The organism is Nonomuraea sp. AD125B, from assembly GCF_041402765.1.
In the GTDB taxonomy this organism is placed as follows: Bacteria; Actinomycetota; Actinomycetes; order Streptosporangiales; family Streptosporangiaceae; genus Nonomuraea; species Nonomuraea bangladeshensis.
This window is the reverse complement of record NZ_JBGLOU010000003.1, coordinates 463,218-475,408: the sequence shown is the minus strand read 5'-3', so window position 1 is coordinate 475,408 and position 12,191 is coordinate 463,218. Positions and strand designations below refer to the sequence as shown.

General features: G+C 72.4%; 12 protein-coding genes and 1 tRNA gene. 6 read left to right on the top strand and 7 right to left on the bottom strand.

Annotated elements, in window-relative coordinates; all coding sequences use genetic code 11:
- Positions 1-4: 4 nt before the first annotated feature.
- Both ACBR40_RS11245 and ACBR40_RS11240 read left to right on the top strand, forming a co-directional pair.
- On the top strand, positions 5-1,168 hold the full coding sequence (locus ACBR40_RS11245) for a low temperature requirement protein A (RefSeq protein WP_371248618.1): 1,164 nt from the start codon (positions 5-7) through the stop codon (positions 1,166-1,168).
- Positions 1,165-1,494, top strand: coding sequence for a nuclear transport factor 2 family protein (locus ACBR40_RS11240; RefSeq protein ID WP_344206649.1), 330 nt, complete (start codon positions 1,165-1,167; stop codon positions 1,492-1,494). Before ACBR40_RS11245 ends, ACBR40_RS11240 begins: the two co-directional genes overlap by 4 nt.
- Positions 1,495-1,501: 7 nt before the next feature.
- Here the strand turns inward: ACBR40_RS11240 and ACBR40_RS11235 are convergent, their stop codons facing one another.
- The gene (locus tag ACBR40_RS11235) at positions 1,502-2,251 is read right to left on the bottom strand and encodes a spermidine synthase (protein ID WP_371248684.1); all 750 of its coding nucleotides are present in this window, start codon (positions 2,249-2,251) and stop codon (positions 1,502-1,504) included.
- A 157-nt stretch (positions 2,252-2,408) separates the two neighbouring features.
- Here ACBR40_RS11235 and ACBR40_RS11230 point away from each other — a divergent pair, with 157 nt between their 5' ends.
- From ACBR40_RS11230 to lat, 3 genes are all read left to right on the top strand, one after another.
- Positions 2,409-3,905 carry a penicillin-binding transpeptidase domain-containing protein gene (locus ACBR40_RS11230; RefSeq protein ID WP_371248617.1) on the top strand — a complete coding sequence of 499 codons (1,497 nt, stop codon included), beginning with the start codon at positions 2,409-2,411 and terminating at the stop codon, positions 3,903-3,905.
- A gap of 20 nt (positions 3,906-3,925) precedes the next feature.
- A complete protein-coding gene (locus tag ACBR40_RS11225; protein WP_344206653.1) occupies positions 3,926-4,573 on the top strand; it encodes a hemolysin III family protein in 648 nt (215 codons plus the stop codon).
- A gap of 120 nt (positions 4,574-4,693) precedes the next feature.
- Positions 4,694-5,986: an L-lysine 6-transaminase gene (gene lat, locus ACBR40_RS11220; protein ID WP_371248616.1), complete on the top strand. Its 1,293-nt coding sequence runs from the start codon at positions 4,694-4,696 to the stop codon at positions 5,984-5,986.
- Here lat and ACBR40_RS11215 read toward each other — a convergent pair.
- Positions 5,976-7,196 carry an NAD(P)/FAD-dependent oxidoreductase gene (locus tag ACBR40_RS11215; protein ID WP_344206655.1) on the bottom strand — a complete coding sequence of 407 codons (1,221 nt, stop codon included), beginning with the start codon at positions 7,194-7,196 and terminating at the stop codon, positions 5,976-5,978. The two genes, lat and ACBR40_RS11215, sit on opposite strands and share 11 nt — an antisense overlap.
- A gap of 139 nt (positions 7,197-7,335) precedes the next feature.
- Between ACBR40_RS11215 and ACBR40_RS11210 the strand changes: the two genes are divergently transcribed.
- A complete protein-coding gene (locus tag ACBR40_RS11210) occupies positions 7,336-8,001 on the top strand; it encodes a helix-turn-helix domain-containing protein (protein WP_371248615.1) in 666 nt (221 codons plus the stop codon).
- 271 nt (positions 8,002-8,272) lie between these two features.
- On the opposite strand, the gene ACBR40_RS11205 is transcribed toward ACBR40_RS11210, so the two are convergent.
- The 5 genes from ACBR40_RS11205 to ACBR40_RS11185 form a co-directional block, all read right to left on the bottom strand.
- Complete coding sequence (locus tag ACBR40_RS11205) at positions 8,273-8,497, bottom strand: response regulator transcription factor (RefSeq protein ID WP_344206657.1); 225 nt, start codon at positions 8,495-8,497, stop codon at positions 8,273-8,275.
- Between the two features lie 159 nt (positions 8,498-8,656).
- A tRNA-His gene (locus ACBR40_RS11200) sits at positions 8,657-8,732 on the bottom strand.
- Between the two features lie 133 nt (positions 8,733-8,865).
- Positions 8,866-9,459 (bottom strand): oligoribonuclease, encoded by a 594-nt coding sequence (gene orn, locus ACBR40_RS11195; RefSeq protein WP_344206658.1) that lies wholly within the window; start codon positions 9,457-9,459, stop codon positions 8,866-8,868.
- Between the two features lie 69 nt (positions 9,460-9,528).
- On the bottom strand, positions 9,529-10,641 hold the full coding sequence (locus ACBR40_RS11190) for a DUF2510 domain-containing protein (RefSeq protein WP_371248614.1): 1,113 nt from the start codon (positions 10,639-10,641) through the stop codon (positions 9,529-9,531).
- Between the two features lie 48 nt (positions 10,642-10,689).
- On the bottom strand, positions 10,690-12,183 hold the full coding sequence (locus tag ACBR40_RS11185) for a hypothetical protein (RefSeq protein ID WP_371248613.1): 1,494 nt from the start codon (positions 12,181-12,183) through the stop codon (positions 10,690-10,692).
- Positions 12,184-12,191: the final 8 nt, after the last annotated feature.

The following is a 12,191-nucleotide window of genomic DNA, read 5'->3' as shown; positions in this document are numbered from 1 at the left end:
GGCGGTGCGAGACTTACACAATTACATACTGAAGAAGGGCAGCGCATTGACCAGCCAGTGGCAGCCACCCCGATTACGGCTCTTCGAGCAGGCGCACCGCCGCGTCACCTGGCTGGAGCTCCTCTACGACCTCGCCTTCGTGGTCGCGGTGGCCGAGCTGGCCGCCGCGCTCGGCGAGGGCCGTCTCCTGGTCTACGTGGGCCTGTTCGTGCCGGTCTGGTGGGCCTGGGCGGGCTACGTCTTCTACGCCAACCGGTTCGACACCGACGACGTCAGCCACCGGCTGCTGGCCCTGCCGCAGATCCTCGCCGTGGCCGCCATGGCCGCCGCCGTGGGCGACATCGAGCAGCGCTCGGGCCTGTTCGCGCTCGCCTACGTGGCGGCCAGGCTGCTGCTCGTCGTCGCCTACCTCCGGGCCGGGCGGCACGTTCCCGAGGCCAGGCCGCTGACCGCCCGCTACGCCGCCGGGTTCTCCGTCGCCGCGCTCGTCTGGCTGGCCTCGCTCGCCGTCGAGCCGCCCGCGCGTTACGCGTTCTGGGCCGTGGCCCTGCTCGTCGATCTCGGCACGCCGCTGCTGTCCCGGCGTCACCAGGGCAAGCTGCCGCCGCAGACCGAGCACCTGCCCGAGCGGTTCGGCCTGTTCGTGGTGATCGTGCTCGGCGAGGCCGTCAGGTCCGTGGCCGTCGGGCTCAAGGGCCACGAGACGACGCCGGGCACGCTCGCTCTCGCCGCCGCCGGGGTGGCGATCGCGATGGCCTTCTGGTGGCTCTACTTCGGCCACACCGACGAGTCCGTGGTTCTGCGCACCCGGCTGGCCGGGCAGGTCTGGGTCTACTCCCACCTGCCGCTGTCGCTCGGCCTGGTCGCGTACGCGATCGGCGTCGAGCACGCCATCGCCCATCCGGCCGCGACGAGCTGGGCGGTCGGCGTTCCGGCCGCGCTGGTGCTCGTCGTGCTCGGCGTCCAGCACCTGTGCTCGAACGAGCGCCGCGCCGCCACGCTGCGCCTGGCCGCCGCCGCGCTCACGCTCGCCTCGGCCGCGCTGCCCACCGCCGCCGCGCTGGCGCTGATCCTCGCGTACGCGGCCGCCCAGGTCGGCCACGACCTCCTCCGCCCCCGCCCTGTGGAAGGCCCCGTGGAAGGCCCCGTGGAAGGCAGCGCCGCATGACCGCCCAGGACGTGTTCGACCGCCAGCTCGCCGCCATCGCCGCCGGCGATCTCGACGCCCTGCTGGCTCAATACCACCCGGAGGCCGTCGTGGTCCGCTTCGACCGGGTGGCCGAGGGCCCGCCGGCGATCGGCGAGCTCTTCGCCGCCTATCTGGAGGCGAACCCGCAGGTGGACGAGCTGGTCTCGGTCCGCACGAGCGACGACGTGATCTTCTACCAGGCCAGGATGACGGTCGGCGGCAACCGGGTGGAGACCTACGGCACGCTGGTGCTGCGTGACGGCCTCATCTGGCGGCAGACCGCCGCGGCCCGCCCGCTCACCTGACGGCGGCTCAGCCGAAGACGGCGGGCGGCGGGACCGGCGCCAGCACGTGGTCGCCGTCCCTGATGGGGGCCGCGCCCGCGACGAAGTTCGTCAGCGCCTCCCCGTGGACGCACCGGGCCTGGGTCAGGCCACCGGCCGCGCGACGGGTCAGCAGGTCCACCGGCAGCTCCGCGCGGGAGGCGGCGACGATGAGGTTGCCGAAGCGCCGCCCCCGCAGGATGCCGGGCTCGGCCAGCAGCGCCACGTGCCGGAACGTCTCCGTGACGGTCGCGACCAGCCGCCGGGCGAAGGCGAGGCCCTTGCCGTCGGCCAGGTTGACCAGCAGGGTGCCCTCCGGGCGCAGGACGCGGGCCAGGTCGCCCATGTACTCGGCCGTCGCCAGCTCGATGGGCATGGTCGCGCCGGTGAAGGCGTCCAGCACCACCAGGTCGGCGGTGTCGTCCCACACCTTGCCGGTGCCCGTCCGCCCGCCCTCCACGATCACCTTCAGCCGCGGCACCGAACGCAGGTCGAGCTGCTCGCGTACGAGATTGACGAGGAGGCCGTCGGGCTCGACCACGATGTGGCGCGAGCCGGGGCGGGTGGCGGAGACGTAGCGCGGGATCGAGCAGGCGCCGCCGCCCACGTGGAGACAGCTGAGCGGTCCCTCGTCGAGGAGGTCGATCACGTCCGCCATGAGACGTACGTACTCGAATTCCAGAAATGTGGGGTCTTTGAGATCCACATAAGACTGAGGTACGCCATCCTTGGACAGCACCCAGCCGTCCTGCCTGTCCAGGTCCCGGAGAAGTTCGACCTCGCCGAACGTCACCGGATAGACCCCAGGCGCCGGTTCCCGCTGTCCACGTGTCACGCTGATCCCTCCCGGGAGAAACCGTATGCGACGCCGGAAGCTGATTGTGCTCGTTGTCGCGGTGGCCGCGATAGTCGGGGCCGGCGCGTTCGCCGTCTTCGCGGCAGACCGGGTGAAGGGGAGCGCGGCCGGTACGGCGGCGGCCTACTTCGCGGCCTGGCGCAAAGGAGACGTCCTGGGCATGGAGCGGCTGGTCCACCAGCCGCCGGCGGACTTCGTGACCCGCCACCGGGCGCTGTCGGAGGAGCTGCACGTCGAGTCGCTGGCCCTGACGCCGGGACCGCTCAGGCAGACGGGGGAGGAGTCGGCCGAGGTGCCGTTCGCGGGCGTGCGGCGGCTCGCGGAGTTAGGGGCCTGGCCGTTCGACGGCACGCTGCGGCTGGCCGTACGCGACCGGGCGTGGAAGGTCCTGTGGACGCCCGAGACGCTGCACCCACTGCTCAAGGACGGCGCCCGGCTGGAGCTGGAGGAGATCGAGACGACCTCGGCCGAGTTCGTGACCAGCGAGGGCGACCGCATCCCGCACGACAGCTACGCCGACGCCTATCTCGACCCGCTCAAGCCCGAGTTCGCCGAGGCGCACACCGGCTGGCAGCTGCTGCTGAAGACGCCGGGACAGCCGGACCGGTCGCTGCTCAGCAAGCAGCCGGCGGCGAACGTCGAGCGCACCACCCTCTCCCGCCCGGTCCAGGCCGCCGCCGCCCGCGCGCTGGACGCCGTGGAGGACTCCACCATCGTGGTCGTCCGGCCCAGCACCGGCGAGATCCTGGGCCTGGCCGACCGGCTGAAGGACAACTACAGCGCCGTGCGCGACGTCTTCCCGCCGGGCTCGATCTTCAAGACGGTCACCGCGGCGGCGCTGGTGCAGCACGGCCTCGACCCGCAGGCCGAGGTGCCGTGCCCCGGCTCGTACACGGTGCCGGGCTTCCGTACGATCCGCAACGACGGCGAGGTGGACCGGGGGATCATCACGTTCACCGACGCCTTCGCCCATTCCTGCAACACCACGTTCGTCGAGCAGGCGACCAACCGGCTGACCTCGGCCGCGCTGGCGGAGACGGCGGCCGCGTGGGGCTTCGGCCGGCAGATGGTGACCGGGATCGGCGGGAGCTGCGGCACCGTCCCGGCGACCGACAGCGTCGACACCTTCGCCGAGGACGTGATCGGCCAGGGCGAGGTGGTGACGACGCCGCTCTGCATGGCCGCGCTGGCCGCCGCCGTGGAGAACGGCACCTGGCGCTCGCCCCGGCTGCTGTCGAAGGAGCAGGTGCGCCGCGTGGACGGCGTCACGAGCGAGGACGTCCGCATGGACCAGCGCGTCGTGCAGGCGCTCAGGGACATGATGGCGGCCGTCGTGGACCACGGCACGGCGTCCGGGATGGGGCTGCCCGCGGGCGTGGCGGGCAAGACCGGCACGGCCGAGACGCCGGACGGCCGGCCGCACGCCTGGTTCATCGGATACCGCGATGACCTGGCCTTCTGCGTGTTCGTCCGGCACGGGGGATCGGGGCGCGGCGCCGCCGTGCCCATCGCCGTCCGCTTCCTCAACGGCCTCTAACCTACGGTACCGTAGGTTTCATGACGACCTTGACCGTTAAGCCCAGGCTGCGCGGTTGGCTGCATGCGGGCGCGCTGCCCGTGGCCCTGGTCGCGGGCTTCGTGCTCGTGGCGCTCGGCCCGACGCTGCAGGCCCGCCTGGCCTCCGCCGTCTACGCGATCACCTCGGCGCTACTGTTCGGCATCTCGGCGACCTATCACCGGAGCACGCTCGGGCCGAGGCTGGCGGCCGTCCTGCGCCGCTTCGACCACGCGAACATCTACCTGATCATCGCGGGCACGTACACGCCGTTCGCGCTGCTCGCCCTGGAGGGCGCGGCGCGGGTGGCCGTGCTCGGCGTCATCTGGGGCGGGGCGTCGGCGGGCGTGCTGTTCCGGCTGTTCTGGCTCAACGCGCCGCGCTGGCTGTCCACCGCGCTCTACCTGCTGCTCGGCTGGACCGCGATCTTCGTGATGCCGCAGCTCCTGGAGGGCGCCGGGGTGGCCGCCGTGGTGCTCGTCGCGGTGGGCGGCGTCTTCTACTCCGCCGGCGCGGTCGTCTACGGGCTGCGCCGCCCGGATCCCTCGCCCCGGTGGTTCGGCTTCCACGAGGTCTTCCACGCCTTCACCCTCGCGGCGTACCTCGTGCAGTACATCGCGGTGTCGATCGTGGTCTACTCGCACGGCTGAGCGACTCGGCGCTGTTTGTTGAAGAACTTCACTTGATGGGTACATATACCGTAATTTTTACGTGTGGGTCGGCGCTTCACCGGAGATGCGCGCGACCTGTCCGCCCACAGTGGAGGCGACATGGACGTACACACCCGCCTTGCCCGCCACCTGCTCGTCGACGGCTACCGCCTGGTGCTCGACCTGGAGCTGAGCCGCGGATCCTGGCTCGTCGACGCGCGTGACGGCCGCCGATACCTGGACTTCTACACCTTCTTCGCCTCCGCCCCCCTGGGCGTGAACCCGCCCTTCGACCCCGATTTCGTCCAGTTGCTCGGCCAGGTCGCGCGGAACAAACCGGCCAATCCCGACATGTACACCGAGCACCTGGCCGACTTCGTGGAGACCTTCGTCCGTGTGCTCGGCGACCCCGCCCTGCCGCACCTGTTCTTCGTCGAGGGCGGCGCCCTGGCCGTCGAGAACGCGCTCAAGACCGCCTTCGACTGGAAGAGCCGGCGCAACGAGGCGGCCGGCCGCTCCCGCGACCTCGGCACCCAGGTCATGCACCTGACGCGGGCCTTCCACGGCCGCAGCGGCTACACCATGAGCCTGACCAACACCGAGCCGGGCAAGACCGACCGCTTCCCCGCCTTCGACTGGCCGCGCGTCGAGGTGCCCGCCACCCATCTCGGCGATGTCGAGGCGGCCGAGGAGCGCGCCCTGGCCCAGGCCAGGGCCGCGTTCGAACGGCATCCGCACGACATCGCCTGCTTCATCGCCGAGCCCATCCAGGGCGAGGGCGGCGACAACCACATGACCCCCCGGTTCCTGCAGGCCATGCAGCGCCTGTGCCACGAGCACGACGCCCTGTTCGTCCTGGACGAGGTCCAGACCGGCGGCGGCACGACCGGCACGCCCTGGGCCTACCAGCAGCTCGGGCTGGAGCCCGACATCGTGGCGTTCGCCAAGAAGGTCCAGGTCGGCGGCATCATGGCCGGCCGCAGGGTCGACCTGGTGCCCGACAACGTCTTCCAGGTGAGCGGCCGGATCAACTCCACCTGGGGCGGCGGGCTGGTGGACATGGTCCGCAGCCGCGGCATCCTGGAGATCATCGAGCGCGACGGCCTGATCGAGCGCGCCGGGACGCTCGGCGCCGTGCTGCTCGAACGGCTCGTCAAGCTGGAGGCCGAGCATCCGGAGACCGTCTCCGGCGTGCGCGGACGCGGCCTGATGGCCGCCTTCGACCTGCCCTCACCGGCCGCCAGGGACGCCCTGGTGTCCCGGCTCAGGGAGGATCACGGCGTGCTCGTGCTCGCCTGCGGGCCCCGCTCGGTGCGGCTGCGCCCGGCGCTCAACATCCCGGAGGCCGACCTCGACCACGGGCTGAGCGCCCTGGCGGCCGCGCTCGACGCCGGGACGCCGGTCACTGGGTGACGCTGGTGGCGGTGCGGCGCGGCCCGAGGTAGCGCCAGAAGAAGTTTAGCAGCACGCTTGCCCGGTTGCGCCCGCCCAGCAGGTAGGCGATGTGGACGAAGATCCAGGTCAGCCAGGCGGGGAACCCGCGCACGGTGAGCCCGCTGGGCCGCTCCAACACCGCCTCCGCCTTGCCCACCGTCGCCATGATGCCGGGGTCGCTGTAGCGGAACGGCCGCAGCGGCTCGCCCTTGGCCGCGGCGAGGATCTGCCGCGCCGCGTGCTTGCCCATCTGCAACGCCGGCTGGGCGAGCTGGGGGAGCGGCTTCGGCGGCGCGGCCAGGTCGCCGGCCACGAAGATCTCCGGATGGTCCGGCACGTTCAGCGCCTCGGTGAGCGTGATCCGCCCGCCCTTGCCCTGCGGCAGCCCCCAGTCGGCGACCTGGTCGGGCGCGGTGACGCCGAGCGCCCACACGGTCACGTCGCTCGGCAGCCTGGTGCCGTCCTTCAGCACCACCGCGTCCGGCTCCACCGAGGCCACCGTCGAGCCCAGGCGCATCCGCACGCCGCGCCGGCGCAGCGCGTTCTCCGCCGCCTGGCGCAGCCGCGGTTTGTACGGGGCCAGCACGTAGTCGAAGCGCTCCACCAGCGTCACGCTCGTCTGGTCCGGCCGGACCTCGGGATGCGTCAGCGGCAGCGTACGGCGGCGCAGCTCGGCCAGCGTGCCGGCCACCTCGACGCCGGTCGCGCCCGCGCCCACCACCACGACGTCGGTGCTCTCGCGCCGCCCGGCCGCCGTGTCCTCCAGGTAGTGCTGGAGCCGCCGACGCAGGGTGGCCGCGTCGTTCAGCGAGTAGATGGGCAGCGCGTTCTCCCTGGCGCCCGGCACGCCGAGCCAGTTCGTGGTCACGCCGGTGGCGAGCACGAGGTAGTCGTACTCCAGCGAGCTGCCGTCCTCCAGCTCCACCCGCCGCTCGTTCGGCAGCACCTTGCTGAGCGCGGCCCGGCGGGCCCGCACGTTCCGCCACCTGGCGGCGAAGGTCCTGATCGGGTACGACACGTCCGCCGTGCCCATGCCGGCCGTGGCCACCTGGTACAGCAGCGGCTGGAAGGTGGAGTACGGGTTGCGGTCCACCACCGTGACCAGCGCCCCGCCCTTGGCCAGCTCCCGGGTGGCCGCGAGACCGGCGAAACCGGCCCCGACCACCACGACCCGCGTTCTCCGTACCATGACCGGTTTCCTCCCCCTCGACGGCGCCATGGACTCCTATGACTCCGTCAGCGTCGGTTAAACCACCGTGCGAAGAAAGGCCCCCTTTCCCTGCGCGCCGGGAAATGGGGTTACGGTGATCCCTGGGAGGAGATCACCGATGTCGCAGCAAGTGACCACCATCGAGCGCCTCGGCCACCGCATCGCCGAACGGCGCGAAGCGCTCGGCCTCAGTGGCGAGGAGCTGGCCGAACGCGCGAAGGTCGAGGCCGGCTACGTCGCCTACCTCGAAGGACGGGCCGGGCTGCCGCTGCGCGAGGCGCTCGCCCGGCTGGCCGGAGCCCTGGAGACGACCGTGGAGGAGCTGCTCACCGAGCCGCCCGCGGGCGCCGGGCCCGCCGCCGCGCACCCCGAGCTGGTGACGCTGGACGAGAAGGAGAGCCTGCGTCTGCTGGAGCCCGGCGGCGTGGGCCGCATCGCGTTCGCCGGCCGCTACGGGCTCACCGTCCTGCCGGTCAACTTCCGGCTGCTGGACGGCGCGATCGTCTTCCGCACCGCGACCGGCGGGTCCACCGACGAGGACCTGCGCACCGGCGTGGCCGACGTCGAGTACGTCGTGGCCTTCGAGGTCGACAGGATCGAGGAGGCGACGCGGGGCGGCTGGAGCGTCCTGGTGCAGGGTTCGCTGCACCACGTGACGGACGAGGAGGAGCGCGCGGCGGCCGCGGCCACGGGCGTCGAGCCGTGGGCGGGCGGCGACCGCGGCCAATACCTCAAGATCAGACCCACCCGCGTGACCGGCCGCCGCATCGACCCGGGCGCCTGAGGCGCCGCCCGCACCCCGCCCCGGCGGCCGGAGGCCAGGCCGGCGCAGGGCGGCCGTGGAAGGGCGGCGTCGGGGCAGCCTGCCCCGGCCGACGGCGGGCCAGCCGGGGCAGGGCGGCGTCGGGCAGGGCGGCGTCGGGCCGACCGTGGAAGGGCGGCGGCGGGCCGGCCGCGGAAGGGCGGCCGCGGGCCGGCCGTTGGCTGGAGGCCGCGGCTTTCCGCGTGGCGCCCCCGGCCGCGGCTTTCCGCGTGACGCCCCGGCCGATGGCCGGTTACTGGCGGCGGGACCTCCAGAGGCCGATGGCGGTGACCCGGCTGTCCACGCCGAGCTTGGCGTAGATGCGGTTCACGTGGTTCTTGACGGTCTTCTCGCTGAGGAACAGGCGCCGCGCGATCTGACCGTTGGACTCCCCGTCGGCGATGAGGTCCATGACCTCGATCTCGCGTTTGCTCAGGGAGGTGAACACGCTCTCGAACGCTGCGTCGTCGACTCTCATCCGGCCTCCGGGGGCGCGAAGACGGTCAGATCGCCGAGGCCCCCGCGCTTCCGGCGTTAGCGGTAGACAGCGAGCATAACCCGCATTGTCGTGATTTGGTGGCGATTGTCGGGAGAAAAACGACGACGGCCGGTCCATCAGGACCGGCCGTCGTGCGCTTGGGGTGAGTGAAGGGACTTGAACCCTCGACACCCAGGACCACAACCTGGTGCTCTGCCAACTGAGCTACACCCACCATGGCCGCCCGCGCGAGGCGGCACAGGAAAAGTGTAGCGGGGTTCGGGAGTCTTTACGCCACTCCTTATCCGCGGACACGCCCGGCTGAGCCGCTGAACCGCTCCGGCTGAGCCGTGGACCCGCCCCCCGGCTCAGCTGCTGACCCGCTCCGCGAGTCCTCGCGCGGTCACCGAATCAGGCCCCGGCTGCTCCACGAAGATCGCCGCCCGGTAGTAGCGCAGCTCTCTGATGCTCTCGGTGATGTCGGCGAGCGCGCGGTGCCCGCCCTGCTTCTCCGGCGCGGCGAAGTAGACCCGTGGATACCACCGGCGGGCCAGCTCCTTTATCGACGACACGTCGATCATCCGGTAGTGGAGATGGCCGTCCACCGCGGGCATGTCACGGGCCAGGAACGTGCGGTCGGTGCCGATGGAGTTGCCGCACAGCGGCGCCTTCTTCGGCTCGGGCACGTGGTGGCGGATGTAGTCGAGCACGAGCGACTCCGCCTCGGCCAGCGTCATCCCGCCGGCCAGCTCGGGCAGCAGCGCGGAGGCGGTGTGCATCTCGCGCACCACCTGCGACATCTGCTCCAGTGACTCCGGCGGCGGCTTGATGATCACGTCGACGCCTTCGTCGAGCTGGTTGAGCTCGCTGTCGGTGATGATGCAGGCCACCTCGATCAGGGCGTCGCGCCCGAGGTCGAGCCCGGTCATCTCGCAGTCGATCCAGACCAGCAAGTCACTCATACGATCTCCTCGCCCAGCGGCTCGGAGCGATCCGCCCGCTTGTTACCCCCACCAGCCTAGTGCCACTGGTCACGCGGGCTTGAGCGAGCCGACGACCTTGTCGACCACGCCGGTGCCGAGATTGTCCGGCACGGAGACGTAGAGGAGGGCCGGCCGCTCGTTCGCGCCGCGGTCCATGAGCACGATGGCTCCGGTCTCCTTCTTCCACTTGTAGCCGTTCTCCTTCGCCGCCTTCGTGAAGTCCAGCTCGAACTGCAGCAGCCAGCCCTCGCGGTCGCCGATCTTGATGGCCTTGTCGGCCGCGATCTTGGTCTCGTGCGCGACCGAGTAGAACTGCGCGAAGTCCATGAAGACGGCCTGCGCGGTCGCGCGGAGACCGGAGGCCCCGGTGTACGGGTAGAGCTCGTTGAGCAGGCCCGTGTTGACGTTGCCGACCCAGGTGCCGCCCTTGCCGTCGTAGTTGTCGTGCGAGGTCTTCTCCACGCTCGACGACCAGAGCTGGCGGTTGGGCGGCGGGTTGTCCGGGTTGAGCTGCGGGGGCACCGACCAGCCCTCGGGCACCTCGTACGAGATCCCGGTCCGGGTGTCGGCTATCCGGCCGTCGGCGGGCTGCGGCGGCGGGGAGGCCTGGCCGGGCGACGGCTGCCCAGAAGGCGGCTCCGCGGGCGGCTCCTGGGTCGGCTGCTCCGGCGGCACGTAGGTGTCGCCCGGGGAGGGCAGCGCGCTCGACTCGCCGCGGTTGACGAGGAAGATCCCGCCCGCGACGAGCAGCGCGACCACCACGAGCGCCGCCAGGCCGCCGAACACCCACGGCATCGGGTTGCCCTGCCTGGGCGGCGGGCCGTAGCCTCCGGGCCCCTGGGGCGGACCGCCAGGCCCCTGGGGCGGACCGCCCGGGCTCCAGTGCGGCTGCGTGGGCGCCGGCTGGCCGTAGGCGGACTGCCCGTAGGTGGGCCCGCCGTACTGCGAGGTCGGGTTCGCGGGTGTCGCCGACCAGTCCGGCCGCGCCTGCTGCTGCGGGCCGGAGGCCGGCTGCTGCTGCTGGGGATGGGGCTGGGACTGCGGTGCGGGCCCCTGCTCCTGGACGTGGGTGGCGTCGGTCCACTGGCTGCCGTCCCACCAGCGGAGCTTGGGCTCGCCATAGGGGTCCGGATACCAGCCCGCGGGGGTCTGGGTGGTCATGTTGGCCAGATTAGTAAGAAACCGCTCCGGTATGCAGGCCGAGCGGCATCAGCACTTGTACGTGAAGCTGACCTTGTCCGTACGCGCCGGCTCGGGGCTCACGATGCGCAGCGTGGCGGTGGCCTTCTCGGTGGCCTTGCCGTTGAGCGACCAGCGCAGCGGCAACTGGTACGACGTCTGGTCCGACCGCGTCTGGACGGTGCCCTTGACGACCTCGTCGTCCAGGTTCTTGTGCCACTCGTAGGTGATCACGCCGGACCCGCCGTTGGTGACGACCACGCCGGTGACCAGGGCCGTGGCGTCGCATCCGTACGACTTCTTGGCCACCTTCACGTCCACGGACCCGATCGCGAGGTCCGGCGCGTCGCTCAGCCTGAACCAGGCCAGGATCGCCCCTACCATGATCACCGCGAAGAGCGCCGTGGAGCCGATCGTGCGCCACCGTCGCGACCGGGCCGCCTTGACCCGGCGCCCGCCCGCGCCGCGCTGCACGGTGTCGGCCTCCGGCCGCCCGGAGCGCCAGATCTGCTCGGCCGTGGTCGCCGGCCGCTGCTCCTGCGTGCCCACACCGGGCCCGAACTGCACAGCCCCTGACGGCCCCGCCTGCCCCGGCCCCGCCTGCCCCAGCCCCGCCTGTCCCGGTCCCGCTTGTCCCGACCCCGCATGTCCTGGCCCCGTCTGCCCCGGTCCTGGCTGTCCCGGTCCTGGCTGTCCCGGCCACACGCGGCCCGGGCCGAGCAACGTCACGATGTCGCCCTCGTCGCGTGGCAGCGCCGGAAGGGCCGCCGCCGCGGCGGCGTGCGCGGGCGGCTGCGCGAACGCCGAGCGGCCCCGCGCCGCCCGCGCCAGCCCCTCCCTGCCGATCGTCCCGCCGGGCAGCGTCGCCTGCTCGGCGAGCAGCGCGCCGCGCGCGGCGGCGAGACCCAGCGTCCCGGCCAGCCCCGCGGCCCGTTCGAAGAGCTGCGCCGCCTGCGGCGCCCACGCCACGAACGACGCGGCGAGCCCGCGCGCCAGCGCCGCCCACCCGGCGGCGTCCCGCTCCGGCGGCGACACCAGGCCGCGGATGGCGTCGGACAGCCCCCGCTCCGACAGCAGCGCCGCGCCCTCGGACGTGACGACCACCGTGCCGGGGTGCACGGAGCCGTGTGTGACCCCGGCCGCGTGCAGCGCGATCAGCGTCTGCGCGGTCTCCACCAGGGCCGAGGCCGCGCCGGCCGGCTCGATGGGCGCGCTGGTGAGCAGGTCGGCCAGCGTCGGGCTGACCGCCTGGCCGGTGAGCAGCCACACCTGGTCGCCGGCCGCCACCACGTCCGCGACCGGGATGAGCCCGGTCAGCCCGCCCAGCACCAGCCGCTGGTCGGTGAGTACGGCCGCCACCACCCGCTCGCGCACGCCGGGCAGCCCCATGCGCCGCGCGTCGAACAGCAGCGCGCCCGCCCTGCGCCCGTCCGGCGAGATGGCGTCGATCCAGTTGCCCAGCTCCGTCATCCACGTGTGCTCGGTCAGCCGGAAACCGGCGATCCCGTGCTCAGGATTGTTCATCGCCGTTC